Source organism: Polaromonas sp., assembly GCF_029945685.1.
Classification (GTDB): Bacteria; Pseudomonadota; Gammaproteobacteria; order Burkholderiales; family Burkholderiaceae_C; genus Polaromonas.
In genome coordinates this window covers 56,900-83,147 of the sequence record NZ_JAQSDA010000003.1, presented here as the reverse complement: position 1 = coordinate 83,147, position 26,248 = coordinate 56,900, and the positions used below count along the sequence as shown (strand labels likewise).

General features: G+C 64.6%; 27 protein-coding genes. 13 read left to right on the top strand and 14 right to left on the bottom strand.

The window, feature by feature from the left end; genetic code table 11:
• Positions 1-86: 86 nt before the first annotated feature.
• On the top strand, positions 87-1,586 hold the full coding sequence (locus PSV26_RS00710) for an AMP nucleosidase (protein WP_300566501.1): 1,500 nt from the start codon (positions 87-89) through the stop codon (positions 1,584-1,586).
• Between the two features lie 53 nt (positions 1,587-1,639).
• Here PSV26_RS00710 and PSV26_RS00705 read toward each other — a convergent pair whose 3' ends face one another.
• The gene (locus PSV26_RS00705; protein WP_300566991.1) at positions 1,640-2,713 is read right to left on the bottom strand and encodes a mechanosensitive ion channel domain-containing protein; all 1,074 of its coding nucleotides are present in this window, start codon (positions 2,711-2,713) and stop codon (positions 1,640-1,642) included.
• 35 nt (positions 2,714-2,748) lie between these two features.
• Positions 2,749-3,975, bottom strand: coding sequence for a formate-dependent phosphoribosylglycinamide formyltransferase (purT, locus tag PSV26_RS00700; RefSeq protein WP_300517429.1), 1,227 nt, complete (start codon positions 3,973-3,975; stop codon positions 2,749-2,751).
• Positions 3,976-4,186: 211 nt separating this feature from the next.
• Here purT and PSV26_RS00695 point away from each other — a divergent pair, with 211 nt between their 5' ends.
• The 5 genes from PSV26_RS00695 to PSV26_RS00675 all read left to right on the top strand — a co-directional run bounded on the left by PSV26_RS00695 (position 4,187) and on the right by PSV26_RS00675 (position 8,891).
• Positions 4,187-5,014, top strand: coding sequence for a siderophore-interacting protein (locus PSV26_RS00695; protein WP_300517427.1), 828 nt, complete (start codon positions 4,187-4,189; stop codon positions 5,012-5,014).
• Between the two features lie 65 nt (positions 5,015-5,079).
• Entirely contained in the window at positions 5,080-6,033 is a 954-nt protein-coding gene (locus tag PSV26_RS00690) for an ATP-binding cassette domain-containing protein (RefSeq protein ID WP_300566498.1), read from the top strand.
• 203 nt (positions 6,034-6,236) lie between these two features.
• Entirely contained in the window at positions 6,237-6,986 is a 750-nt protein-coding gene (locus PSV26_RS00685; protein WP_300566988.1) for an ABC transporter permease, read from the top strand.
• 43 nt (positions 6,987-7,029) lie between these two features.
• On the top strand, positions 7,030-7,542 hold the full coding sequence (locus PSV26_RS00680) for a hypothetical protein (RefSeq protein WP_300566495.1): 513 nt from the start codon (positions 7,030-7,032) through the stop codon (positions 7,540-7,542).
• Positions 7,542-8,891 (top strand): GAF domain-containing protein, encoded by a 1,350-nt coding sequence (locus PSV26_RS00675; protein ID WP_300566985.1) that lies wholly within the window; start codon positions 7,542-7,544, stop codon positions 8,889-8,891. The genes PSV26_RS00680 and PSV26_RS00675 overlap by 1 nt, the downstream gene beginning before the upstream one ends.
• 13 nt (positions 8,892-8,904) lie before the next feature.
• On the opposite strand, the gene PSV26_RS00670 is transcribed toward PSV26_RS00675, so the two are convergent.
• A complete protein-coding gene (locus PSV26_RS00670; RefSeq protein WP_300566492.1) occupies positions 8,905-9,642 on the bottom strand; it encodes a hemerythrin domain-containing protein in 738 nt (245 codons plus the stop codon).
• Positions 9,643-9,873: 231 nt separating this feature from the next.
• On the bottom strand, positions 9,874-10,800 hold the full coding sequence (locus PSV26_RS00665; RefSeq protein ID WP_300517414.1) for an SAM-dependent methyltransferase: 927 nt from the start codon (positions 10,798-10,800) through the stop codon (positions 9,874-9,876).
• Between the two features lie 113 nt (positions 10,801-10,913).
• Between PSV26_RS00665 and PSV26_RS00660 the strand changes: the two genes are divergently transcribed.
• Positions 10,914-11,363 carry a MarR family transcriptional regulator gene (locus PSV26_RS00660; RefSeq protein WP_300517411.1) on the top strand — a complete coding sequence of 150 codons (450 nt, stop codon included), beginning with the start codon at positions 10,914-10,916 and terminating at the stop codon, positions 11,361-11,363.
• A gap of 55 nt (positions 11,364-11,418) precedes the next feature.
• Positions 11,419-11,838 (top strand): organic hydroperoxide resistance protein, encoded by a 420-nt coding sequence (locus PSV26_RS00655; protein ID WP_300566490.1) that lies wholly within the window; start codon positions 11,419-11,421, stop codon positions 11,836-11,838.
• 47 nt (positions 11,839-11,885) lie between these two features.
• Here the strand turns inward: PSV26_RS00655 and PSV26_RS00650 are convergent, their stop codons facing one another.
• Both PSV26_RS00650 and PSV26_RS22620 read right to left on the bottom strand, forming a co-directional pair.
• Positions 11,886-12,521, bottom strand: a complete 636-nt coding sequence (locus tag PSV26_RS00650; protein WP_300517405.1) for an FMN-binding negative transcriptional regulator — start codon at positions 12,519-12,521, stop codon at positions 11,886-11,888.
• 22 nt (positions 12,522-12,543) lie between these two features.
• Positions 12,544-13,392: a helix-turn-helix domain-containing protein gene (locus tag PSV26_RS22620; protein ID WP_366945948.1), complete on the bottom strand. Its 849-nt coding sequence runs from the start codon at positions 13,390-13,392 to the stop codon at positions 12,544-12,546.
• Between the two features lie 83 nt (positions 13,393-13,475).
• Between PSV26_RS22620 and PSV26_RS00640 the strand changes: the two genes are divergently transcribed.
• The 3 genes from PSV26_RS00640 to PSV26_RS00630 all read left to right on the top strand — a co-directional run bounded on the left by PSV26_RS00640 (position 13,476) and on the right by PSV26_RS00630 (position 16,341).
• Complete coding sequence (locus PSV26_RS00640) at positions 13,476-14,561, top strand: DUF2855 family protein (RefSeq protein WP_300566484.1); 1,086 nt, start codon at positions 13,476-13,478, stop codon at positions 14,559-14,561.
• Between the two features lie 124 nt (positions 14,562-14,685).
• Positions 14,686-15,735 (top strand): serine/threonine protein kinase, encoded by a 1,050-nt coding sequence (locus PSV26_RS00635; RefSeq protein ID WP_300517396.1) that lies wholly within the window; start codon positions 14,686-14,688, stop codon positions 15,733-15,735.
• Between the two features lie 33 nt (positions 15,736-15,768).
• On the top strand, positions 15,769-16,341 hold the full coding sequence (locus PSV26_RS00630) for a GNAT family N-acetyltransferase (protein WP_300566481.1): 573 nt from the start codon (positions 15,769-15,771) through the stop codon (positions 16,339-16,341).
• Here the strand turns inward: PSV26_RS00630 and PSV26_RS00625 are convergent.
• The 8 genes from PSV26_RS00625 to PSV26_RS00590 are packed head-to-tail and all read right to left on the bottom strand — an operon-like array spanning position 16,338 to position 23,335.
• Positions 16,338-17,633 carry an acyl-CoA dehydrogenase family protein gene (locus PSV26_RS00625; protein ID WP_300566478.1) on the bottom strand — a complete coding sequence of 432 codons (1,296 nt, stop codon included), beginning with the start codon at positions 17,631-17,633 and terminating at the stop codon, positions 16,338-16,340. The genes PSV26_RS00630 and PSV26_RS00625 overlap by 4 nt on opposite strands.
• A 56-nt stretch (positions 17,634-17,689) precedes the next feature.
• The gene (gene ubiD / locus PSV26_RS00620; protein WP_300566475.1) at positions 17,690-19,174 is read right to left on the bottom strand and encodes a 4-hydroxy-3-polyprenylbenzoate decarboxylase; all 1,485 of its coding nucleotides are present in this window, start codon (positions 19,172-19,174) and stop codon (positions 17,690-17,692) included.
• A gap of 3 nt (positions 19,175-19,177) precedes the next feature.
• The gene (locus tag PSV26_RS00615) at positions 19,178-19,786 is read right to left on the bottom strand and encodes a UbiX family flavin prenyltransferase (RefSeq protein ID WP_300566472.1); all 609 of its coding nucleotides are present in this window, start codon (positions 19,784-19,786) and stop codon (positions 19,178-19,180) included.
• Positions 19,773-20,207, bottom strand: coding sequence for a putative zinc-binding protein (locus tag PSV26_RS00610; protein WP_300566469.1), 435 nt, complete (start codon positions 20,205-20,207; stop codon positions 19,773-19,775). Before PSV26_RS00610 ends, PSV26_RS00615 begins: the two co-directional genes overlap by 14 nt.
• Positions 20,200-20,724 (bottom strand): SCP2 sterol-binding domain-containing protein, encoded by a 525-nt coding sequence (locus PSV26_RS00605; protein WP_300566466.1) that lies wholly within the window; start codon positions 20,722-20,724, stop codon positions 20,200-20,202. The genes PSV26_RS00610 and PSV26_RS00605 overlap by 8 nt, the downstream gene beginning before the upstream one ends.
• A 14-nt stretch (positions 20,725-20,738) precedes the next feature.
• Positions 20,739-21,356: a hemolysin III family protein gene (locus PSV26_RS00600; RefSeq protein WP_300566463.1), complete on the bottom strand. Its 618-nt coding sequence runs from the start codon at positions 21,354-21,356 to the stop codon at positions 20,739-20,741.
• Positions 21,357-21,368: 12 nt separating this feature from the next.
• Complete coding sequence (locus PSV26_RS00595) at positions 21,369-22,271, bottom strand: U32 family peptidase (protein WP_300566460.1); 903 nt, start codon at positions 22,269-22,271, stop codon at positions 21,369-21,371.
• A gap of 14 nt (positions 22,272-22,285) precedes the next feature.
• Positions 22,286-23,335, bottom strand: coding sequence for a peptidase U32 family protein (locus tag PSV26_RS00590; RefSeq protein ID WP_300566457.1), 1,050 nt, complete (start codon positions 23,333-23,335; stop codon positions 22,286-22,288).
• Positions 23,336-23,626: 291 nt separating this feature from the next.
• On the opposite strand from PSV26_RS00590, the gene PSV26_RS00585 reads away from it, so the two are divergent.
• Both PSV26_RS00585 and PSV26_RS00580 read left to right on the top strand, forming a co-directional pair.
• Positions 23,627-23,914: a DUF2249 domain-containing protein gene (locus tag PSV26_RS00585; protein WP_300517366.1), complete on the top strand. Its 288-nt coding sequence runs from the start codon at positions 23,627-23,629 to the stop codon at positions 23,912-23,914.
• Positions 23,915-23,945: 31 nt separating this feature from the next.
• Entirely contained in the window at positions 23,946-26,222 is a 2,277-nt protein-coding gene (locus tag PSV26_RS00580) for a nitric-oxide reductase large subunit (protein ID WP_300566454.1), read from the top strand.
• Positions 26,223-26,248: the final 26 nt, after the last annotated feature.

Sequence of the window (26,248 nt, the reverse complement as noted above, 5' to 3'; positions counted from 1 at the left end):
GCCATTGAATCTAGGGTCGCAATGTGTCGGTTTCGTGTCAGCAGCCGCCAAAAACCGCGTTTCGGGGAGCGGGGCACAATAAGCCCATGCCTTACCTGCCCGCCTTCATTGCGCCCACCCGTTACACCGACCCCGCGGCCGCACTGGCCCAGGTTCGCCTGATTTATGACCAGCAGATCGCTCACCTGCGGGACGCCATGCACCGCTACGTGGCCGGCGAAACCCTGCCCGGCCATGTGCGGGCCTGCTACCCCTTTGTTCGGGTGCACACCGAAACCGTGGCCCGCGCGATTCTGGAGACCCCCGATATCTCCCAGCTCAGTTATGGGTTTGTCGCCGGACCAGGTCGTTTTGAAACCACGCTGACTCGCCCCGACCTCTATGGCAGCTACTTCCTGGAACAGTTCCGCCTGCTGATGCAGAACCATTCGGTGGAAATCGAGGTGGGCACCAGCACCCAGCCCATTCCGGTGCACTTCTCGTTTGCCGAACACGACCACATCGAAGGCAACCTGAGCGCCGACCGGCGCATGCTGATGCGCGACGTGTTCGACCTGCCGGACCTCGCTGCCATGGACGACGGCATCGCCAACGGCACCTACGAACCCCGGCCGGGCGAGCCGCAGCCGCTGGCATTGTTCACCGCGGCGCGTGTCGACTACTCGCTGCAGCGGCTGCGCCACTACACCGGGACTTCGCCCGACTGGTTCCAGAACTTCGTGCTCTACACCAACTACCAGTTCTACATCGACGAGTTCGTGCGCCTGGGCCACGCGGAGATGGCAAAACCCGACAGTGAGTACATCGCCTTCGTCGAGCCGGGCAACGTCGTGACCCGGCGCACCGGACTGCCGCCCTTTGCCGGCGACGAGCTGGGCATGGCGCCGCCGCGCCTGCCGCAGATGCCGGCCTACCACCTGATGCGCGCCGACCGCAGCGGCATCACCATGGTCAACATCGGCGTCGGCCCGGCCAATGCCAAGAACATCACGGACCATATTGCGGTGCTGCGCCCGCATGCCTGGATCATGCTGGGCCACTGCGCCGGCCTGCGCAACAGCCAGCAGCTCGGCGACTACGTGCTGGCGCACGGCTATGTGCGCGAGGACCATGTGCTGGACGAAGAGCTGCCGCTGTGGGTACCGATCCCGGCGCTGGCCGAAATCCAGGTGGCGCTGGAGCGGGCGGTCAAGGACGTGACCCGGCTGGAAGGGCCGGACCTCAAGCGCATCATGCGCACCGGCACGGTGGCGTCCACCGACAACCGCAACTGGGAACTGCTGCCCGGCAACCAGCCGCAACGCCGCTTCAGCCAGAGCCGCGCGGTCGCGCTGGACATGGAAAGCGCCACCATCGCCGCCAACGGCTTTCGCTTCCGCGTGCCCTACGGCACCTTGCTGTGTGTCAGCGACAAGCCGCTGCATGGCGAGATCAAGCTGCCAGGCATGGCCAATCATTTCTACCGCGAGCGGGTCGACCAGCACCTGCGCATCGGCATGCGCGCCATCGAGCTGCTGCGCGAGCAGGGCAGCAGCCAGTTGCACAGCCGCAAGCTGCGCAGCTTTTCAGAGGTAGCGTTTCAGTAGATCACCGGTCATCCGCCAGATGCTATCAACCTGATAGCTGTTTACGCACGCCGTTAAAGGGACGAAGGCTCAAATGGCTTTGTTTTTTCCGCGCTTCCCAGTTCGGCACGCATCAGCGGCAGGTGTTGCGGATACTCACGCTGCATGAAATCGACCAGCCCTTCGCGAACATGGCAGCGCAGGTCCCAGTTGCGGCCGGAACTGGCCGAGGTCACCAGCAGGCGCAGTTGCATGGCCCCCTCCCCCGCTTCGGTCACCTGCAGCTTGCACAGGCGCCGGTCCCAGTCGGGTGACGCTTCGCACAGACGCTGCGCTTCGGCGCGCAGGGGCTGCATCGGCATGCGGTAGTCCACCCACAGGAAAACCGTGCCGATGATGTCGGCACTCTGGCGGGTCCAGTTCTGGAAAGGGTGCTCGATGAACCACTGCAGGGGAACGATGAGCCGGCGCTCGTCCCAGATCTTGAGCACCACATAGGTCCCGGTGATTTCCTCGACGCGGCCCCACTCGCCCTCCACGATCAGGACGTCGTCAAGCCGGATAGGCTGCGCCAGCGCGATCTGCAGCCCGGCCATCAGGTTGCTGAAGATCGGCCGCGCGGCAATCCCGACCACCAGGCCCACCACGCCCGCCGACGCCAGCAGACTGGTACCGAACTGCCGTGCCCCCGGAAAGGTCATCAGCATCAGGGCCAGCCCGGCCAGCAGGATGATGAACATCGCGGTTCGGGCCAGCATGCGGGTCTGGGTGTGAATGCGGCGCGCGTGCAGGTTGTCTTCGACATCGACCGGGTGCAGGCTGGTGACACCGTGCGCCACACCGCGAACGGCACGCAGGCCCAGCCAGGTCAAGGCAGTGAGCAGCAGCAGGGCATTGGCGTGGCGCACGCCGCCCATCAGCGCAAGGTCCTCGGGCGCGCCCTGCCAGACAGCCTGCAGGGCAACCAGCGGCAGCAGCAGTTGAGCCGGCGCCCTGCAGTGACGGACCACCTCCGCAGCGACCGGCATGGAACGTGTCAATCGCAGCAGCACGGCCAGGCCCACACGGTGCACCAGCAGGGCCAGCACCACCGCAATGCCGGCCACCAGAAGAAGCCGCAGCGACGAATCGTCCGCCCAGGCCAGCATTTCCGTCAGCTCCGGGTATTTCATGAAAGATCCCGTCAAGCCATGCGGGGTTTGACCCGCGAAGCGGCCAGCCTGGCATGAGCCCGCGCTGTGTCCACATCCTCATCAAAGGCCAGAGCGACGCCCATGCGGCGCTTGACAAAACTCTCCGGCTTGCCGAACAGCCGGATGTCGGTGTTGGGTATACCCAGTGCCTCGGCCACACCGTCAAACACGATGCCCTGCGCATCCACACCGCCGTAGATCACGGCACTGGCACCCGGGGTTTTGAGCGCCGTGTTGACCGGCAGGCCAAGGATGGCGCGGGCGTGCAGTTCGAACTCGTTTTGCCACTGCGTGCACATCGTCACCATGCCGGTGTCGTGCGGCCGCGGGCTGACCTCGCTGAACCAGACCTCGTCGCCCTTGACAAACAGCTCGACGCCAAACAGGCCCAGACCGCCCGGCTTGCCGTCATGGCCCAGCCCCAGGTTGTCGGTCACCGCCTTGCAGATGTCGCGGCTTTTCTGCAGGGCCAGGGAGGCCATGGGCTGCGGCTGCCAGCTTTCCACATAGTCGCCGCTGACCTGCACATGGCCGATGGGCTCGCAGAAATGGGTTTCGATGTTTCCATTCGCGCCCATCGCACGCACCGTGAGCTGGGTGATTTCGTAGTCGAAGTCGATAAAGCCTTCGACAATCACCCGGCCATGGCTGACGCGGCCGCCGGCCATGGCGTGGTCCCAGGCCTTGTTGACGTCGTCCGGGCCGGCAATTTTGCTCTGGCCCTTGCCGGAGGAACTCATCACCGGCTTGACAACGCAGGGGTAACCGATTTTGGAGTCGATGGCCGCCTGCAACTCGGCCAGTGAATCGCAAAACACGTACGGGCTGGTCGGCAGGCCCAGGGTTTCAGCGGCGAGCCGACGAATGCCCTCGCGGTCCATGGTCAGCCGGGCGGCGCGCGCGGTCGGCACCACACGCACCACGCCGGCGGCTTCGAGTTCTTCCAGCATGGGGGTGGCAATCGCCTCGATTTCAGGAACCACCAGGTGCGGCCTTTCCTTTTCTATCAGTGCCTTGAGCTGGGCCGGGTCGCTCATGGTGATGGTGCGAGCATGGTGCGCGACCTGCTGGCCCGGGGCGTTGTCATACCGGTCGGTGGCGATGGTCTCCACGCCCAGGCGCTGCAGCGCGATCAGCACCTCCTTGCCAAGCTCGCCAGAGCCTAACAGCATGACTTTGGTTGCGTGGGGGGACAGGGGGGTACCGAAGGTGGTCATGGGATGTGCAGAAGGTAGAGGGGTAGGAGGCCAGGTCGCCCTACAGACGAGCCGGGGAGCGAAGCGCCGTAACCAACACTTTACTTCACCCGGAAAAACGCACTGCCACGGCGCACGGCCCGCCTCGGCAGATGGCCCTACGAAATACGGACGAGCGGGTTCTGGATGAAAATCGTTCTCATTGACGCCCCCTTTCTTCAGAAAGCCTTTCTTGACCAACCCCATTTCGCCTCTCACACGCGCACAGGAAGCGTCCAGCCCTGCACCTGTTCGCAAACGCCGTCCGCCGCGCCGCGTGGAGGTCAGCCGCATCACCGTCCTGAGCCCGGCCATGCGCCGCATCACGCTCAATGGCGCAGAGCTCGAGGGCTTCGCCCCGGCCGGACCCGCCAGCTATATCAAGCTCATCTTCCCGGAGCCGGGGCAAACCGAGCCGACCCGACCCCTGCCGGACGGCCCGCGCGCCGTGTCCATGCGCACCTACACACCGCTGGCGGTGCGGCCGGAGGCGCTGGAAGTTGATGTCGATTTTGTGCTGCACGGCGAAGGCCCGGCGTCGACCTGGGCGGCGCAGGCCACTCTCGGCCAGGTGTTGTTCCTGATGGGGCCCGGCCCCGGTTATGCCGTGGACAGCGCCGCCACGCAGCACCTGCTGATCGCCGATGACAGCGCGCTACCGGCGGTCGAGACGATTCTGGCCGCCCTTCCCGCCAGCGCCCGCGCACAAGTGCTGCTGGAAGTCATCAGTGATGCCGAGCAGCGGCCGCTGCTCAGCGCCGCGCAGCTGGACGTGGCATGGCTGGCGCGTGGCACCGACCACCGCGCGGCTGGCCGGGCCCTGGAGCAGGCGCTGCGTGCGCTGGCGCCGATAGGCCCCGGCACCCGTGTTTACCTGGCATGCGAGGCCGCTGCGATGCGTCGCATTCGCCAGCTGCTGATCACGCAGCTGGGCGTGGACCGCAGCCAGATCGTGGGCCGGGGTTACTGGAAACTGGACGTGGTCAACCACCCCGACCACGACTACGGCGACGACGCCTGAGTCCAGCCCCCCCCAGGCTGGCGCGTAGCGGCAGAAGCCCGCCGTCGATAGGCAACAATAGCCGCATGAATTCTCCCCTGCTCCAGATCCGGGGCCTGACCAAACACTATGGCAGCGCCGTGGTGGTCAATGACCTGTCCTTCGAGATTGCGCCCGGTGAATGTCTGGGCGTGATCGGGCCCAACGGCGCCGGAAAAACCACCACCCTCCGCATGTGTCTGGGCCTGACAGCGCCGGACAGCGGTGACATCACCTATTTTGCGGGCGCCCAGGACCGCGGTTTGCGCATGCCCGGCGACGCGCTGGCCATCAAGGCCAGGCTGGGCGTGGTCAGCCAGTTCGACACGCTCGACCCGGACTTCAGCTGCGCCGAAAACCTGCAGGTCTATGGCCGCTATTTCGGCATGAAAGCGGCGCAGGTGCGCGCCCGTGTGCCGGCGCTGCTGGAATTTGCCTCGCTGTCACACAAGGCAACCAGCAAACCCGGCGAACTGTCGGGCGGCATGAAGCGGCGCTTGAGCCTGGCGCGGGCCCTCGTCAACGACCCGAGCCTGCTGCTACTCGACGAACCCACCACCGGGCTGGACCCGCAGGCGCGCCACCTGATGTGGGAGCGGCTGCAACTGTTGCTGCAGCAAGGCAAGTCGATCCTGCTGACCACCCACTTCATGGACGAGGCCGAGCGCCTGTGCTCGCGCCTGCTGGTGCTGGACCACGGAAAAAAGATCGCCGAAGGCAAGCCGCGCGAGCTGATCGCACAGCATCTGGAACCCGACGTGGTCGAGGTGTATGGGGTCGGCGCGCTGGAGCTGGCCGAGTCGCCTGGACATGCCGGGCTACGCGCGCTGGCCGCACGGGTGGAAGTCAGCGGCGAAACCGTGTTTTTCTATACGCAGGATGCGCGCCCGCTGCTGGACCGTCTGGCGGCCTACGGCAGTTTACGCACCCTGCACCGACCCGCCAACCTGGAAGACCTGTTCCTCAAACTGACTGGCCGCCAGATACGGGAGGATGCGTGATGGACAAGTCCAACGAAGGCAGCGAACGCAGCGCGGGGCCGCCGGCGGCTCCCTCCCCCGCAGCCGGGGCCGCGGAACCGGCTTTGCCGGGCCGCAGGCGCAGCGCCCCCTCGGGGGGCAGTGAAGTACACGAAGTGACGAACGTGGGGGCCGTATCACTCTGGAGAGCACCTGACCTGTCGGCGCGCTGGTGGCCCGTCTTCATGCGCAACCTGCTGGTCTGGCGCAAGTTGGCCATTCCCAGCCTGGTCGGCAACATAGCCGAGCCGCTGATGTGGCTGGTGGCTTTTGGTTACGGCATGGGCGCACTGGTCGGCGAAGTCAGCGTGGGCGGCGACGGCGCGGCCAAAGTCCCCTACATCCTGTTCCTGGCCAGCGGCTCGATCTGCATGAGCGCGATGAACGCCGCCAGCTTCGAGGCGCTGTACTCGGCGTTTTCGCGCATGCATGTGCAGAAAACCTGGGACGGCATCATGAATGCCCCGATCAGCCTGGACAGCGTGCTGCTGGCCGAAATGTTGTGGGCCGCCTTCAAGGCGCTGTTCACCGTGACAGCGATCCTCGGCGTGATGCTGGCCCTGGGCATCAGCCACAGCCCCAAGCTGCTGCTGGCCTGGCCGATCCTGCTGCTGGTCGGCATCATGTTTTCATGCATTGCGCTGATCTTCAATGCGCTGGCCAAGGGTTACGACTTCTTCACCTACTACTTCACGCTGGTGCTGACGCCCATGATGTTCCTGAGCGGCATCTTTTTCCCGCGCGAGCAGTTGCCGCCGCTGGTGCGCGCCATCTCCGACTGGCTGCCGCTGACCAATGCGGTGGAGATCATCCGCCCCATGTTCATGGACCAGTGGCCGGCTTCGCCCTGGCGCCACGGGTTGGTGCTGGTGGCTTACACCGTGGCGGGTTTCTGGGTGGCGCTGGCCCTGACGCGCAACCGCTTCAAGAGCTGAAAACAGCTGCGCGCCCGGTCCAACGCTTTTATACTTTGGCGGAATGAACGACCCCACGCCCGCCTCGCTGCTGTCGCCCGAGCTGATCGCCATGATGGACAAGGGCGTGTCGGTCAACGTGAGTTCGTGCAGCCTCGATCTTAGGCCGAGCATCGTGCGGGCTGTAGGTAGCGCACTCACGGCCGGTTGCCAGACGGTGACGGTCTACGTGGCGCGACCCCAGTCCCGCCAGCTGATCCAGGATGTTGCAAGCACCGGCCGCATCGCCGTCGTTTTTTCGGAGCCGGCAACACACCGCACGGTACAGCTCAAGGCCAGTGGGGCCCGCATCCGCTGTGCAGAGCCCTCCGATGAAGCCGTGTTGGCGCGCTACCTGGCGTCAATGGAGCAGGAAATCGGACGGGTCGGGTACGGCCCTGCATTCACGCAGGCCATGCTGGCCAACCGGCTGGAGGACGTGGTGGCCATCAGTTTCGAGCCTCAGCAGGCTTTTGACCAGACGCCAGGCCCCAGGGCAGGGGCGCCTCTGCGCTTTACACGGACGGACGCAACGTGATCCGCCCCACCCTCGCCGATATACGTCCTTGCCTGGAAGGCGCGATCCCGGCGGTCATGGCAACCTGCGCGCCCGATGGCACGCCCAACGTCGCGTACATCTCGCAGGTGTTTTACGCAGACGAGCGGCAGGTCGCCCTGTCTTTCCAGTTTTTCAACAAGACCCGGCAAAACATTCTGGCCAACCCGTATGCCAACGTGCTGGTGTTGCACCCCGTCACCGCGGCTTTCTTTCGCCTGCACATCCGCTACCTGCGCACGGAGACGCAGGGCCCGGTGTTTGAAGGCATGAAAGCGCAGCTCGCCGGCATCGCCTCGCACAGTGGCATGGCGGCTGTCTTCAAGTTGCGCGGCTCGGACATTTATGAAGTGCAGGAGATCGAGCCTGTTGCCGGTGAGCCGCTGGCGGCCTTGCCATCGCGTTCTCACGTGCTCACCGCGCTGCGCCGTGGCAGCGAGCAATTGGCGCGCTGCACCGGGCTTGATGAATTGCTCAATACAGCCCTCGCCACCCTGGCCGACTTTCTGGACATCCGCCATGCCATGGTTCTGCTGCTGGACCCCGGCACCCAGCGGCTTTACACCGTTGCCAGCTGCGGTTATGCCGTTTCGGGCGTGGGCTCTGAAATCGAAATGGGCCATGGCGTGATTGGTGTGGCAGCGCGCGAACGCACGCCGGTCCGAATCATGCACATGACCAGTGCCTACCTCTACAGCCACGCCATTCGCAGCAGCCTGCGCGATCATGCGCCCAGCCTGCTGCTGGACACCGACATTCCCTACCCCGGGCTGACCGAGCCACACAGCCAGCTGGCGGTGCCCATTGAATCGGCCGGCAGGCTGCTGGGCGTGCTGTTCGCGGAGAGCCCGGAGGACCTGCGTTTCGGCTTCGAGGACGAGGATGCACTGGTCACCCTTGCAGGGCATCTGGGCGCCGCCATCGATCTGATGCAGGCCCGGCCTGACACGCTGGACGCGCCCTTCCCCCTGCCTGCTGCGCCGCCCGTTCAGCCCGCCACCGGCAAGGCCCTGAAGCTGAAGCGGTTCAAGACCAACAACAGCGTGTTCGTCAACGAGAGTTATCTGATCAAAGGCGTCGCCGGCGCCATTTTCTGGAAGCTGGCCAGCGACCACACCGTGCATGGACGCACCGAGTTTTCAAACCGGGAGTTGCGGCTGGATCCTGCCATTCGGCTGCCCGACGTGACCGACAACCTGGAAGCCCGGCTGCTGCTGTTGCAGCGCAGGCTCGTTGACCACGGCCCGCACATTCGCATCGAAAAGACCGGGCGCGGCCGGTTCCGGTTGCAGGTGATGCGGCCGCTTATCCTGCTGGAAGTGCAGAACTGAGTTTGTCGCCGGGTCAAGCCTCGACCAGGCCAGGCGCAGCCGCCAGCCCCAGGCCGCGCGTGAGCTTGGCCCACTCCGCGTCGCTCAGATGGGGGCGCACCGTGTCCATGGCCGCAGCAAAGGCCGGGGCCGGGGCGTGGGCCTGCATTTCGCCCATCATGGCCTGACGCTCAGCCGGATTCATGAAGGGAACCATCCAGCGCAAGGTGTACATCAGCTCTTGCGGTGGAATCGAAGCGACCAGTGCGCCGTGAATGTCCGCCAGTTCTGCATCGGTATAACGCGACCACAGCACCGCGTTATGCGCCGTTTCCTCCACATGCATGTGCTGGAAATTGCCGGCGATGAAAAGCGCCAGTTGCCGATACAGCTCCATTGCCAGGCCTGCGCGCTCCGGCAGCGGCGACTTCAGCAATGTGCCAGCGAGTCCACCCAGGCTGGCAATGTGCTGCGCGTGCTCCTCGTGCTCGTGGGCCATCACGTCGCTGGAACCGGGGGCCCGCGCTTCCAGGGCCGTATGGACGAAGCGGTTTTCATGCGCCAGATGCGAGGCGCAAAGATCAAGCAGTTCGCACACACGCTGCGTGGTTGTGGCCAGTTCCAGATCGTCGCCGGTGTCCATTCGGCCGACGGCCAGCAGCGTATCTGCCATCAGCGCACGCAGCGCCTTGTGGATGCCGGCATACATATCCAGGCGGGAAACCGGTTGTGCAGCGGCGAGCTGTGTCATCTCGTGAGGGTTGATATTCATGGTGTCTTCTTTCCCAGGCAAAGCCTGCTTACAGCTTGAGCGGCCTGACGCACCGCGCGTCAGCCATCAGAAAAGCCAGACAGAAAGTCTAGGAAGGAAGGTCTCGGGTCATCGCTAAATAATGCCTACGACAACCTTAAATAAACACTATTTACCGCGCCGGACCAGGGCTCAGGAAGTCACCCGCATCTGCCCGCGACTGAGCGCTGCGCCCCAGTCCGGCCTGTCGCTTCAAGCGGGCGAAGAGAAACGCGCCGTCAGCTCGCCAAGGTTCAGTTCTGCCAACACCTTCTGCAGCCGCGCCTGCGCCTGGCGGGTCTTGGCGGGATGGGCCGTCTGCGGCCGGCTGGCAACGATGAGCTCGTTTTTCATCGAATGCTCCCAGCCCACGAGCTCGGTCACCGTGACGTCGTAGCCATGGGCTTCGAGCTGCAGGCAGCGCAGCACATTGGTGATCTGGCTGCCGAATTCACGCGTGTGCAGCGGGTGGCGCCAGAGTTCGGCCAGCGGGTTTTTTGACAGACTCAGCGCCTTGTTCTTGCGCAGCACGCTGGCCACCTCGGCCTGGCAGCAGGGCACCAGCACCATGTGGCGCGCCTGCTTGTGCAGGCCGAAGGCAATGGCGTCGTCGGTTGCGGTGTCGCAGGCATGCAGGGCGGTGACGATGTCCACCTGGGCCGGCAACTTGTCCGAGGTGGTGGCCTGCTGCACCGACAGATTGAGAAAGGTCATGCGCTCAAAACCCAGGCGCTGCGCCAGCGCACGCGATTTGTCGACCAGCTCGGCGCGGGTTTCGATGCCGTAAATATGCCCGCCGGTTTTCTCACCCGGGTGCGCCACATTGAAAAACAGATCGTAAAGGATGAAGCCGAGGTAGGACTTGCCGGCCCCGTGGTCGGCCAGGGTGAAAGGCCGTCCCCCGGGCGAGACCTCTTCCAGCAGCGGCGCGATGAACTGGTACAGGTGGTAGACCTGCTTGAGCTTGCGCCGCGTGTCCTGGTTGAGCTTGCCCTCGCGCGTGAGGATGTGCAGCTCCTTGAGCAGCTCGATGGACTGGCCGGGCCGGAGCTCTTCGATCACCTGTGCGGTTTTGGCGGGGGGTGCCACGCGGGCGGGCTTGCCGGAACCGGCGGAGCCGGCGGAACGGGAATGTTGCATGGCCCCAGTTTAGTAGCCGGCACGCTGCGCTGGCGGAACCGCAGCAAAACCCCTGCGGCACCCGCTCTTCATTTTAGATTGCACGCAATTTAATTGCTCGCTATAATATAGATATGACAAGCAAAACCATCTCTGCCGACGCCATGCTGCGGCTGGACAACCAGCTCTGTTTTGCGCTGTATTCAACCTCGCTGGCCATGACCAAGCTGTACAAGCCGCTGCTCGACGAACTGGGGCTGACCTACCCGCAGTACCTGGCCATGCTGGTGCTCTGGGAAAAGGACGGCCTCACGGTGCGCGAGCTGGGCGAGCGCCTGTTCCTGGATTCAGGCACGCTGACCCCCCTGCTCAAGCGACTGGAAGCGTCCGGACTCGTGTCTCGCCTGCGCGATGTGCAAGACGAGCGCCGCGTGCACATCACCCTGACCGCTGCGGGCCGCAAGCTCAAGAGCCGGGCTGCCGGCATTCCGGGCTGCATCCTGAGCGCCACCCAGTGCTCGATTCCCGAACTGGTGGCACTGACCCAGCAGGTGCAGGCCCTGCGCCAGCGACTGGTGGCATAAACCCTTCATTTTTCAACCCGCTTCACCCCTGAAGCATCTTTTCAAGGAAATCACCATGACAACCCAACTCGAAAAAGTCCTTTACACCGCTCACGCCCACACCACCGGCGGCCGTGACGGCAAGTCCAAAACCGACGACGGCCGCCTGGACGTCACGCTGAGCTCGCCTGGCACCGCCGGCACCGGCACCAACCCCGAGCAGCTGTTTGCGGCCGGTTACTCCGCCTGCTTCATCGGCGCGATGAAGGCCGTGGCCGGCATGAAAAAGGTCACCCTGCCGGACGACCTCAGCATTGACGCCAGCGTGGACCTGGGCAAGATCCCCGCCGGTTACGGCATCGCCGTCCGTCTGGACATCAGCCTGCCGGGCATGGACCGGGCCGCTGCCCAAGCGCTGGTCGACGCCGCCCACCAGGTGTGCCCTTACTCGAACGCCACCCGCGGCAACATCGACGTGACCATCACGCTGAAGTAATCAGATCTCACCATGCTCGCCCAAATGCGCCCCTCGGGGGTGCATTTTCATTGGGATGGCCCCGACCAAGCCTGGATCAGGGCCGCTACCGCCTTGGCCGATTGGGATTCTTCCAGCGCAAGGGTCCGAATGAGGTTGCGTCGATCAGCCTCGGTGCGTTGCTGCGAGAGAAAGCGCTTCCCGGTCATCTCCACGATATCGATCTCAAACCCCACAAGGCGTTCTGAGGCATGTTGAAGAAACTCTGACGACATCTCGTCGATCGACCACGCGTTCTCACGCCCAGCCTCCTGAGAGGCGGTCAATCTTGCGAGATGAGAAATCATCCATGGGCCATCCCACACAAACCGTATGTTTCCACGAACTTGCACCGCGACGTAGTTCCAACTGGGCGCCAAGCGGCCACTGCGCTGACCGTTGATGTACCAGCGCGGGGAAATGTAAGCATTCGGACTTTGGAAAACAAGCGTCACGCCACTTCCGTCCGGGCTTGTGCGCAGCAGCGAGTGGTCTTTTGCCACGTGACCTGACAGGCGTCCATTTGCGCCATCCTCAAGCAGAGCTAGCGGCAGCAGATTCGCATCTTCTCCGGTGGCTGTGAAGATCGTGGCGAGCGGGTAAGCACGAATGAGTTCGTGCAGTTCGCCACACTTGTCTATCGAAAAAATGGGCTGGATGTGCATGCGCTGGCCGATTCAAAAAAAGTCAATTGTCCAGCGCCCATGTGTTCCTGTCTTGAACGTTTCGGCCATGTGCCATCGAAAACTCACGCTCGACGATTGGTGCAGCCGTCGGCCGCGCGGGCGTGGAGCCACTGAAGCGTCGAAACTCACGCGTCATATGTGACTGATCCGTGTAGCCAACCGCGTCAGCCAGATCGGTCAGCGAGGTATGTCGCTGCGACTTCAACATGGCCATCGCACGCTGAAAACGGAAGATGGCCCCCAAGGTGCGCAGAGGCAGGCCCGCAGCAGCCACCACATCACGGCGCAAAGTCCGCCGCGCCCTGCTGTTGGAGGCCAGCAGATCGTCCAGGGTTTCTGAGCTGCCCGCGCGAATCAGCTCGATTGCTTTTAATGCGCGGTTCTGCCCAGCGCTGAAAACCGCCTGCGACGTCTTTGCCAAAACGACGCTCTCGATGGCGCTACGCATTTCCTCAAGAGACTTCGCGCGAAGCAGCTGCTGTGCCGGTTCACCTATAAGCTGCGCAGCATGCCCGCCGACAACGACGACATTGCGCATGACAGACGGGCTCAGCCCCAGACAGGCACCACCCCAGCCGACTCGGAAGCGCACCCCCAGACTGACCGTGTCCGGACGAGCGTCCACTGTCCCGGGCACGTCGGCAGGCCCACACAAGGCCAGCCACGACGCAGCAATGGATCCGTCCGGGCGCAAGCTGCAATGCGCGACAAGATCCATGCGGCCATCGGGGAGCAGGACTTGGCTTGTTCGCACGTGAGCCCGATAGCGCCAGAATGCTTCTACCCGACCAGGATCAAGAGCACCAAGCGAAAGCTCTTCATAGGACGCATTGGATGGCAAGCTGGGCATCTCGACATCCTAAACGGATGGCGGTGTCGCCAAAGCGGCCCGCCGGTCTTGAACCGGCGGGCTTTTTCGCTTAAGTTGCCGGCATGAGCACCACCACCTTTCTTGTTCGCAAAAACGATCTGGCCGACACGCGGCTGGCAACGGCACAGGACACGCCACTGGCCGATGGCCAGGTGCGTGTGCGGGTCGAATCCTTTGCACTGACCTCCAACAACATCACCTATGCCGCCTTTGGCGATGCGATGAACTACTGGCAGTTCTTCCCCACGGTCGAGGAGGGCTGGGGCACCATACCGGTGTGGGGCTTTGGCAGTGTGGTGCAGTCGCTGCATCCGGGTGTGGCGGCGGGCGAGCGGCTATACGGCTATTACCCCATGGCGTCGGCCACCGTGCTCACGCCTGCACGCCTGAACACCTCGGGGTTTTCCGACGGCGCAGCGCGCCGGCGCGAACTGCACCCTGTCTACAACCAGTACCTGCGCTGCAGTGCCGACCCGTTTTACACACCCGCCACCGAAGACATCCAGGCCTTGCTTCGGCCGCTGTTTGTCACTTCCTTCCTGATCGACGACTTCCTGGCCGACAACGATTTCTTCGGCGCCCGGGTGATGCTGCTGTCCAGCGCCTCGAGCAAGACCGCTTACGGCACAGCCTTCCAGCTGGCGCGGCGCCCGGGCATCGAGGTGATCGGCCTGACCTCGCCGGGCAATGTCGCCTTTTGCGAAAGCCTGGGTTGCTACAGCCGGGTGCTGACGTATGAGCAGCTCGACCAGATTTCTGCCGATGCGGCGTGCATTTATGTGGACTTTGCCGGCAACGCCGGGCTGCGCCTTGCCATCCACAGCCGCTTTGTAAACCTCAAGTACAGCTGCTCCATAGGCGGCACCCATGTGGCCGAGCTCGGCGGAGCCCGGGATCTGCCAGGTCCGCGCGCCACGCTGTTTTTTGCGCCGGCGCAGATCAAGAAGCGCAGCGCCGACTGGAGCGCGGAGGGTTTGGGCCAGCGCCTGGTGCAGGCGTGGCAGACGTTCAGCCAGCGCGTGACACAAGCGCCCTCACCCTGGCTGGTCACGCAGCACCACCAGGGTGCCGACGCCGTCGCCACGGCCTACCAGCAGGTGCTGGCCGGCCAGGGCAATCCTCGCATCGGGCATATCCTGACGCTCTGACGCGGTTGGTGGCGACGATGGATAGCTATTATTTTAATAGCTACTCCCGCTTAACCATCAAGGGCTGGAGCCACTTTTTACTTGAACTTCCAGGGCAGATCCCGATTGCAACGACAATGAGGGCATGACCGAACAACCCCTGGCCGCGCCGACACCGGAGGCCGTCCACGCCTACGAAAAACTCACGCCCGACGTGGTGCTGGACGCGCTGGTCAGCGTGGGCCTGTATGGCGACGGCCGCCTGATGGCGCTGTCCAGCTATGAAAACCGCGTCTACCAGGTCCACCTGGAAGCGCCGGCGGGCGCGGGCTCTGCGGCGGGTGACATCGTGGTCGTCAAGTTCTACCGCCCCGGCCGCTGGAGCGACCCGCAGATTCTCGAAGAACATGAATTTGCCGCCGAACTGATGGCGGCGGAAATTCCCGTCGTGGGCGCCCTGGCGCTGGGCGGAAGCACCCTGCATCACTTCAACGGTTTCAGCTTCAGCGTCTCGCCGCGCCGTGGCGGCCGGCGGCCCGAGCTGGAGGATTTCAGCGTGCTCGAATGGATTGGCCGCTTTCTCGCGCGCATCCACACGGTCGGCAGCGCCAAGCCCTTCAAGCACCGGCCCGCGCTGACCCTGCAAACCTTTGGTTCGGCCAGCCGCGACGTGCTGCTGGCGGGCAACCACCTGCCGCTGGACATGGAATCGCGCTGGCTCAAGGCCTTTGAAGAAGCCATGAACGTGGCGCAAGCGGTTTTTGAAAGTGTGGGAGACATCCGAACGCTGCGCCTGCACGGCGACTGCCACCCCGGCAACATCCTGTGGACGCCTGAGGGCCTGGAAGGCGCCGGCCCGCACTTTGTCGACCTCGACGACGCACGCAGCGGCCCGGCGGTGCAGGACCTCTGGATGCTGCTGTCCGGGGAGCGGGCGCAGTGTCTGCAGCAACTCGGCGCCTTGGTGGACGGCTACGAGGAGTTCCGCGAGTTCGATCGCCGCGAGCTGGCGCTGATCGAGCCGCTGCGCACCCTGCGCCTGGTGCATTACAGTGCCTGGCTGGCCCAGCGCTGGCACGACCCGATCTTCCCGATCAACTTCCCCTGGTTCGGCTCCAGCGACTACTGGAAAGGCCAGGTCGACATGCTGGAAGAACAGACGGAAGCCATGCAGGAAGCGCCGCTGGTGGCGTAATAATTTATTCCAAATCCTTTTTCGGGAGAAACCATGCCCGCCGAATCCTCTGCCCACACCATTCGCCGTCTGGAGGTCGTCACCGACAGCCAGTTACAGTCGCTGGCCGGGCTGCTGATCGATTGTGTGGAAGGCGGTGCTTCCGTGAGTTTCATGCATCCCCTGTCCGCCGCCAGGGCACTGGCCTTCTGGCGCGGAGTGGCGGACAGCGCAGCCCGGGGTGAGCGGGCGCTGCTGGTGGCCGAAGATGCCGCGGGCATCGTGGGTACCGTGCAGGTGGTGCTGGACCAGCCCGAGAATCAGCCGCACCGCGCCGACGTGGCGAAGATGCTGGTGCATCGCCGGGCGCGGCGCCGGGGCCTGGGCGAGGCGCTGATGCAGGCCGCCGAGCAGCTCGCGCGCGAATGCGGAAAAACCCTGCTGGTGCTGGACACGGCCAGCGACAATGCCGAGCGGCTTTATACCCGGCTGGGCTGGCAACGCTGCGGGGTGATTCCGGGTTACGCGCTTCTCCCCAATGGCGAGCCGTGCGACACGACTTACTTCTACCGCGTACTTGCTAGCCAGGACAACTTGCCGCACGTAGAGGCACAGCCGCTGGATTAACGGATGCGCGGCGGCGCCTGCATTTGTTCGGGCGTGGTGAAGTAGGCGGCGGTGCTGCCCGCGCGCGCCTTCGCCTGCGCCAGTTCGTGCCGCGCCACGGTGCGCAAATGCACCTCGTCGGGGCCGTCCATCAGGTGCAAGGCCCGGCCCCAGGTCCAGAAATACGCCAGAGGGGTATCGGGTGACAGGCCCATGGCACCGAAGGCCTGCATGGCACGGTCCACCACCCGCGTCTGCAGCCGGGCAGCCACCACCTTGATGGCGGCCACGCGCGCGCGCAGTTGCGCCGCATCATCCTTGCCTTCGTCAAGCGCCCAGGCGGCATGAAGAATCAGCAGACGCGCCTGGTCGATCTCGATGCGCGATTCGGCAATCCATTCCTGCACATTGGAAAAATCCGAGAGGTATTTGCCGAAGGCCTGGCGCTCCAGCGTGCGTTCCGTGGCCAGTTCCAGGGCCAGCTCGCACTGGCCGATGGTGCGCATGCAGTGGTGCACCCGGCCCGGCCCGAGCCGTGCCTGCGCCATGGCAAAACCCTCGCCCCAGCCGCCCAGCAGGTGGTCCGGTGGCACGCGCACGTCGCGCAGCAGGATTTCGCAATGCCCTTCGGGCGCATGGTGGTGCACCACGGAAATATTGCGCACCACCTGCAGCCCCGGCGTGGCCATGGGCACCAGCACCATGCTGTGCCGGTGGTGCGCCCCGGCCGGGTCAGCCTCGCCTGGCACCTCGTCATTGCGGCACATCACGATCAGCAGCCGGCAGGCCGGGTGCGCCGCCCCCGTGATGAACCACTTGCGGCCATTGAGCACCAGTTGCCCGCCCTCGCGCCGCACGGTGGTTTGCAGGTTGGTCGGGTCGGACGAGGCCACGTCGGGCTCGGACATCGCAAAGGCAGACCGGATGCGGCCTTCCAGCAGGGGCCTCAGCCACAACACGCGCTGATCGGGCGTGGCAAAGCGGTGCAGCAGTTCCATGTTGCCGGTGTCGGGGGCGCTGCAATTGAACACTTCCGCGGCCCAGGGCAGCCGGCCCATGGTTTCGGCCAGCGACGCGTAGTCAAGGTGGCCCAGGCGCGTGCCGGGTTCGTCCTCCTGCAGGGCGGGCAGAAACAGATTCCACAAGCCTGCCTCGCGTGCCAGAGTCTTGAGGTCTTCGAGAAAAGGCGGCGGATAAATTCCCTCCTGCACCGAACGGTGCCAGGCCGCGTTGTAGGGCAGCAGGTACTGCTGCATGAAGGCTTCGAGCTGCCGGCGCAGCGCCATCGCCCTGGGAGAGTGATTGAAGTCCATGAGGCATTGTGCGATTCGGGCCAGACGCTGTCAGAACGCAGGCGACACCGCGCCCTTCACAGCCCCAGAGACTGAAAGATGCCGTCCATGCGCGCCTGCACCGCCGCATCCATGACGATGGGATGGCCCCATTCGCGCTGGGTTTCGCCGGGCCATTTGTTCGTCGCATCCAGTCCCATCTTGCTGCCCAGGCCGCTCACCGGCGAGGCGAAGTCCAGGTAGTCGATAGGTGTGTTTTCGATCAGCAGGGTGTCGCGCGCCGGGTCCATGCGGGTGGTCAGGGCCCAGATCACCTCGTGCCAGTCGCGCACGTCCACATCGTCATCCACCACGACCACAAACTTGGTGTACATGAACTGGCGCAGGTGGCTCCACACGCCCATCATCACGCGCCGTGCGTGACCAGGGTAGGCCTTCTTGATGCGCACCAGGGCCATGCGGTAGCTGCAGCCTTCCGGCGGCAGGTAGAAGTCGGTGATCTCGGGAAACTGCCTTTGCAACAGGGGAATGAACAGCTCGTTCAGGGCCATGCCGAGCACGGCAGGCTCGTCCGGGGGTTTGCCGGTGTAGGTGGAGTGGTAAATCGGGTCGCGCCGCAAGGTGATGCGGTCCACCGTGAACACCGGAAACGAGGCCTGCTCGTTGTAATACCCCGTGTGGTCGCCGAAGGGTCCTTCGAGCGCGTGCTGGTAACCGCTGGGGTGGCCGGCATCCGGATAAATGTGGCCTTCGAGCACGATCTCTGCGGTGGCCGGCACGCGCAGGCCGCTGCCCAGCGCGCGCACGACGTCGGTACGCGCGCCACGCAGCAGGCCGGCGAACTGGTACTCGGACAGGCTGTCGGGCACCGGCGTGACCGCGCCGAGGATGGTGGCCGGATCGGCTCCCAGCGCGACGGCCACGGGATAGGGTTGGCCCGGATTCGCCGCAGCATGGTCGCGAAAATCGAGCGCGCCGCCGCGGTGCGCCAGCCAGCGCATGATGAGCTGGTTGCGTGAGAGCACCTGCTGGCGGTAAATGCCCAGGTTTTGCCGTTGCTTGTGCGGCCCCTGGGTGATGACCAGGCCCCAGGTAACCAGGGGCGCGACGTCGCCGGGCCAGCAGTGTTGCACCGGCAGGCGCGCCAGATCGACATCCGCTCCTTCCCAGACCACCTCCTGGCAGGGCGCCGAACGCAATTCACGCGGCGCCATGTGCCACAGGGTTTTGAGCAGCCCGCCCAGACCCAGCATGTCTTTCAGTCCCTTGGGCGCTTCAGGCTCCTTGAGGGCGGCAAGCACCTCGCCAAAGGAACGCAGCGCACGCAGGTCGGCCACCCCCATCGCGCGCGCCACACGTGCCGGTGTGCCGAACAAGTTGGCCAGCACCGGCATGCTGTGTCCTGTAGGGTGTTCGAACAAGAGGGCCGGGCCACCGGCACGCAGCACGCGATCACACAGCGCCGTCATTTCCAGATGCGGCGACACCGGCTCGGCCACGCGGCGCAGGTCGCCGGTCAGCTCGAGCTGAGCCATGAAATCGCGCAGGTCGCGGTAACGCATGGCTCAGGCCCCGGCCGTGGCGGGAGCCCGCCCGTCCCAGCGCGGGGCCAGGTCGTGCGGCAGGTCCAGCAGATCAAGCACACGCGCCACGCTGCCGTCCACCAGCTCGGCCACCGACTGCGGGCGCTGATAGAAGGCCGGCATGGGCGGGCAGATGATGGCGCCCATTTCGGTCGCGCTGACCATGTTGCGCAGGTGACCCAGGTGCAGCGGCGACTCGCGCACCATCAGCACCAGTCGCCTGCGCTCCTTGAGCATCACGTCCGCAGCGCGCGTGATGAGCTTGTCCGCCAGCCCGTGCGCCACGGCGGCCAGCGTACGCATGGAACAGGGCGCCACCACCATGGCACTGCATAAAAATGAGCCGCTGGCAATGGAGGCGCCCACATCGTGCGCATCGTGCACCTGGTCGGCCAGGGCTTCGACGCCGGCGCGGCTCATGCCCTGTTCCTGGCCGAGGTTGCGCCAACCCGCGTCGGACACCACCAGGTGGGTCTCGATCCCGGCCATGCCATGAAGCACCTGCAACAGGCGTGTGCCGTACACCGCGCCGCTGGCCCCGGAGATCGCAACAATGATGCGCCGGGGTGGCGCGCTGTCACTGGGGAGCATGTTCGTCCGCTCCTCTGGTGGCAACCCCTCCACCGGGAGTGGACGCACGCAGCGGCACCGCCAGTAGGTCGGCCGTCACACGCTCGAGCACCAGCGCCGCCTGCGCGGGATCGAAATCCTCATGCGTCCGCTTTTTGACGCCGTATTGCTGGAGCGGGTAATGCCGGTCTGCCGTGATGCCATGGCGCGCCAGCACGCTTTTCACGCAGGCCAGCGGGCAGCCGTCGAGCGCGATGACGGGCCGCCCGGAGCGCACGATTTTCATCAGGTGCGGCACGTCGCCGCCCACCCCCGCGATACATGACATCTCGGCGACGCCGCGCCGGTCCAGCTGCAGCGCCACCTGGTTGGCCAGCTGCGCGGCGCTGGAGCATCCTGAACAGGAATACACCAGCGGCAAAATGCGCCTATCCTCAGTCATGGCGGTTACCTGCATGCTGACGCGGGCCGACACCGGCCGACCGCTGCCGTGGACCTAGGCGCGCCAGCAACTGAAGCGGCGCCCACTGCTGCAGGTCGAGCACCGGCAACTCCAGGGCATCGAGCGCGTTCTTGACGACCAGGCCCAGTTCGGTGTCGCCCTCCATGGCGAGGCGGCGGCTGAAAAAGAGCGTGTCCGGATCTTCCTGGCGCTGCGCCAGGCGCATGAAATCGTGGGCGCTGGCACTGATGGCCAGGTCGGTGGCCTGCTGCCGGGGGCAGGCGGCGAAGCGTTGCCCCATCCAGGAAAAGTCAAAGGTCAGGCGCGCGTCACGCACGTGGATGCGCAGCTTTTTGTGTAACAACAGGCGGCCCACGTCGGCCGGCAGCTGGTGCGCCAGACCCAGGTTGAGCGCGCTCACCAGCAGCACCGAACCAGGGTAAGCCGGCAGGCGCTCCAGCAGCGACCCGAGGGCCGGCGGCAATGCAAGGGGAGGAGATGAGGAAAGGGGTTTCATGGTGGTCCGCAGAATCAGGCCACATATAGCAGCACGGTGATGAAGTGACAGATGCTGCCGCCCAGCACAAACAGGTGCCACCAGCCGTGGCCGTGGCGCAGCTTGTGGTCGGTGGCGTAAAAACCAATGCCTATGGTGTAGCAGGCGCCGCCCGCGGCCAGCCAGGCAAAGCCCGGGGGCGTCAGGGCAGTCCACAAGGGCGACACCGCCACCAGCGCCAACCAGCCCATCAGCACATAAATGACCAGTGACAGCACTCGCGCCCCTTTGGCCAGCCAGATTTCCTGCACGATGCCCAGCAGCGCCAGGCTCCACACCACGCCCAGCAAGGACCAGCCCCAGGCGCCGCGCAGGGACACCAGCGCGAACGGCGTGTAGCTGCCTGCGATCAGCAGGTAAATCGAACAGTGGTCAAACTTGCGCAGTACGTTTTTGGCACGGCCGCGTACGCTGTGATAGAGCGTGGAAAAAACGTACAGCGCGACGAGCATGGCACCGTAGATGCTGAAGCTCACAATTTTCCAGGGATCACCAACGAAGCCGGCGGGCACGATCAGTGCGGCCGAACCCGCGACCGCCAGCCCGGCGCCGACGAGGTGGCTGATGCTGTTGAAACGTTCACCGTGGTACATCGTTGTCAGCCCTCAGGCAGCTGCCGCGGAGGCCACTTGCTCCAGGCCGGGTCGGCCGTGCCAGTAGCCATTGCAGCCCTTTTCCGGCATGAGGGGCTGCATGCGCGCCAGCGCCTCCTGCGGCGTCAGCACCTGCTTGCGTGCTGCATCGAACAGGGCAATCACCTCTGCCGTGTGCTGCGCCTGCGGACTCAGGCGGATCACATCCACGCCGGCGGCCCGCATGTCCTCCAGCGCATCGACCAGGTTGTAGACGCGGGCCGACTGGGTCTGCGTGCCATTGAGCACCAGGAACTCCTCGCTCTCGCGGGTCCTGAGCATCAGGCCGTCCGGGTGGTCGAGGCAACTGAAGCGGCAGTCGTCCTTGGGCAGGTTGCGCTGCCGCGCGGTAAAGCAGCGCGCCGAGTAGGCCAGCGGCATGCGGCCATAGGCAAACACCTCGGTTTCCAGACCGGACGGGCGGTCCTGCTGCAGCAGCACAAGATCACCCTGTTTCATCTCCAGCGGCATGACCCAGCGGCTGGCCCCCAGCGACGCCATCCATTGCAGCGAAGCCTGGTTGTACAGGTTGAGGTGCGGGCCGGCCACAAACGGCAGCTTGCCGTCCAAGCGGTGGACGGCGCCCATGTCATTGGCCTCGACCCGGAAATCGCCATTGGCCGTGATCCTGTGCATGGTGCTCACATCGCTGCCCGACTCCAGCAGCACCTGGGTCGAGAGCACCACCTCCTTGCCGGCAGCGCGCAGGCGGGCCGCGATGTCCAGCCAGTCGGCCAGGCGCAACTCATGGCGCCGCGAACACACAGTTTCACCGAGGTAGACCACATCCACCGGTGTCCCAGCGATGGCGTCGTAGAAATTGAAGACAGCCTCCCGCTGCCAGTAATACAGCAACGGGCCCAGGGAGATTTTCATGGTGGCGGCTTTCATTATTTCCAGGGCCGGTGGTAAGCACCCAGCGTGTGTTGCTGCCCTTCGGCGACCTGGTCGAGGCTCGCCATCCAGCTGGTTTTCGGTGCATAGCGATGCGGGTTGGCAACGCAATGGTCGATGGCCTCGCGCCAGACCCGCGTCACCTGCGCCACATAAGCAAGGCTGCGCTGGCGGCCTTCGATCTTGATGGCGCGCACGCCCATCTTCATGAGCTGGGGCAGCAGTTCGAGCGTGTTCAGGCTGGCGGGCTCCTCGATGGCGTAATAACTCTCGTCATCACCCACGTCGAAGCGTCCCTTGCACAGTGTGGGATAACCGGCATTCTCACCACTGGCATAACGGTCGATCAGCACACCGCCCAGACGCGACTCCAGGCCCTGTGGCGTTTCCTGCCAGCGTACGGACCTGGCCGGCGAACATACGCCGTGCGTGTTGGGCGACTCGCCCGTCACATAGGACGACAGCGCGCAGCGCCCCTCCACCATCACACACAGGCTGCCAAAACCAAATACCTCGATTTCCACCGGTGTCTTGTCAATGACCTGCCGCACCTGCTCCAGCGACAACACGCGGGGCAACACCGCGCGAACGACGCCGAACTGCTCGCGGTAAAAGTTGATGGCCTCGTAATTTGTGGCCGAACCCTGCACCGACAGGTGCAGGCGCAGCGCCGGATAACGCGAGGCGGCATATTGCATGAGCCCGGGGTCGGCGAGGATCACCGCATCCACCCCCAGATCCACGGCCTGGTCCAGCGCCGCGCGCCAGGGGCCGGGGTTGGCTGCCTGCGGATAGGTGTTGAGCGCCATGAAGACCTTGCAGCCGCGCTCGTGGGCATACCGGATGCCCGCGGCAATGGCGGCCTCGTCGAAATTGAGGCCGGCGAAATTGCGCGCATTGGTCGCGTCGCGCAGGCCGAGATAGACACAACTGGCGCCGTTGTCCACTGCGGCCTTCAGGGCCGGCAGGCTGCCGGCGGGGCAGACCAGTTCCGGAGGGGCTAAAGGGTACAGGGCAGGTTCGGCAAGAGGTGTAGAGGTGGTCATGCGGGTGGCGTTCGGACGTCGGGCCCCGAACGGAGCCGTCACAGCGCACGACCATACGCCGATCCTTCCAGATACTTTCTGATCCCCGTCAAGAAACGGGCTCAAGGCTCTGAAGGCGGGAAGCAGCGCCGCACGTCCGGACAAAGCCTGTCGCCAGGCAAGGGGTGAGTTCACCAGCCGTTCATTTGACCTGAATCAATAAGGGAATTGCCATGGGTCGTTCTTATAGATGTATTATCTATGCACCTTATAAATCGTCATTGTCTTTTCTTGTTATTGAATGGAGTCTCCATGAGCCATACCTCTGCCCCTGCCGCGCTCGACATCCGCACCCTCGCCCCCCGCGAGCGCCATCCCCTGATCTTCTCGACCTTCAGCCAGCTCAGCGCCGGCCAGGCCATGGAACTGATCAACGACCATGACCCCCAGCCGCTGCATCACCAGTTCCAGGCCGAATGGCCAGGCAAGTTCAGCTGGTCCTACCTGGAACAGGGGCCTGCCACCTGGCGCGTGGCCATCACCCGGCTGGCGCCTGCGCACAGCGACGGCCAATGCTGCGGCTCTTGCGGCGGCGCCTGATCCCCTTTAAAGAAACCAGAAGGAATATGCGATGAAAAACAACAACATGCTGTGGCGCTGGCTCGGCTTCATCTTTGTCCTGTCGTTCGGAGCACTGGGTTACCTCGGCGTGCAGATCTACCTGACAGCCCCTCCCATCCCCAAGGCCGTCGTCACCACGTCGGGTGAGGTTCTTTTCACCGGCGAGCAGGTGCAGAAAGGCCAGCAGGTCTGGCTGGCCAGCGGTGGCCAGCAGCAAGGCAGCGTCTGGGGCCATGGCGCCTATCTGGCGCCGGACTGGTCGGCCGACTGGCTGCACCGGGAAGCAACGGCGCTCCAGACCATCCATACGCAGGCGTTGCGCAAGGATCCCTCGGCCATTACAGCATCCGACCGCGGCGCGGTCGATGCTGCGCTGAAGGAGGAAATGCGGCGCAACACCTATGACCCCACCAGCGAAACTGTCACGGTGTCACGCGACCGTGCACAGGCGATCCGCGAAGTGGCGAGTCACTACAGCGCCCTGTTCGGCAGCGATGTGCAGCTGGACAAGCTGCGTGACCAGTACGCGATGACGGGCAACCTGCTGCCGGATGCGGCGGATCGCCAGGCCCTCGCAGCCTTCTTCTTCTGGACGTCCTGGGCCGCGACCACTGACCGGCCAGGTGAGGAAAACCTGTCTTACACCAGCAACTGGCCGCATGAGCCCCTGGTGGGCAACAAGATGACCGACTCGGCCGCGATCTGGTCAATGGTCAGCATCGTCCTGCTGCTCGGTGCCATCGCCGCCATGTTGTGGCTGCACGGCAGCCAGCGCCATGAGCCCGAGGCCCTGCCGCCCAAGACCGACCCTTTGCTGGGCGCGGTCGCCACGCCTTCGATGAAGGCCACACGCAAGTACTTCTTTGCCGTGGTCGGTCTCATGCTGCTGCAGATCGCCATGGGTGTGGTCACGGCGCACTACGCCGTCGAAGGCCAGTCCTTCTTCGGTCTGCCGCTGGCCGAGGTGTTGCCTTATGTGGTGAGCCGCACGGTGCACACCCAGGTTGGCATCTTCTGGATCGCCACCGCGTGGCTGGCCACCGGCCTCTACATCGCCCCCCTGCTGTCCGGGCAGGAACCCAAGCTGCAAAAGCTCGGCGTCGACGTTCTGTTCTGGGCGCTGATTGCCATCGTGGTCGGTTCCACCGTGACAGGCTGGCTGGGCACGCTGCAGCACCGCGGCGTGGACTTCAGTTTCTGGATCGGCAACCAGGGGCTGGAATTCACCAGCATGGGCCGTGTCTGGCAAATCCTGCTGTTCGTGGGCCTGCTGTTCTGGGTGTTGCTCCTCGGCCGCGCCCTCTGGCCGGCGCTGAAGAAACCTTCGGAAACCCGCGGCCTGATCGCCATGGTGTTCCTGTCGGCCACCTGCATAGGCGGCTTCTATGCAACGTCGCTGACCTGGGGCCAGAACACGCATTATTCGATGGTCGAGTACTGGCGCTGGTGGTTGGTCCACCTGTGGGTGGAGGGATTCTTCGAGGTGTTCGCCACCGCCGTGGTTGCGCTGATCTTCACCAAGCTGGGACTGGTTCGCACTGAAAGCGCCAACCGCGCCATCATCGCCGAGACCATCGTGTTCCTGTTCGGCGGCATTCTGGGCACGCTGCATCACCTGTATTTCACCGGTACACCCACCTCGGTGATCGCCGTCGGTGCGGTATTCTCGGCACTGGAAGTCGTGCCCCTGACGCTGATCGGCCTGGAAGCCCTGCAGACCTACCGGCGTTCCAAGGCCCTGCCGTGGCTGGCTGCCTATAAATGGCCTGTCATGTGTTTTGTCGCGGTCGGCTTCTGGAACACCGTCGGCGCCGGCCTGCTCGGCTTCGCTATCAACCCGCCGGCCTCGCTCTACTATGTGCAGGGCCTGAACATGACCGCAGCCCATGGCCACGCCGCCCTGTTCGGGGTGTACGGCATGCTCGGCATCGGCCTGATGCTGTTCTGCCTGCGCGGCCTGTATGCGCGCCACCTCCATGCCGACAACATCCTCAAGCCTGCCTTCTGGAGCCTGAACATCGGTCTGGCGATGATGGTCTTCCTGTCGCTGCTGCCCGCCGGTATTTACCAGGCCTGGGCCAGCGTGAGCAAAGGCCTGTGGTATGCCCGCTCGCCGGAAATCATCCATTCACCCGTGATGGAAACACTGGTCTGGATGCGGGTGCCCGGCGACATCCTGTTCGCCATCGGTGCGGCCCTGCTGGCCTGGTATGCCGTGCGCCTGTTGCGGCGGCCCGCGGTTCAACCCACCAGTGCCATCACGGCCAAGGCGGCGGCCGGTCTCTGACCTCCCTCGAAAGGCCGGTCACACCG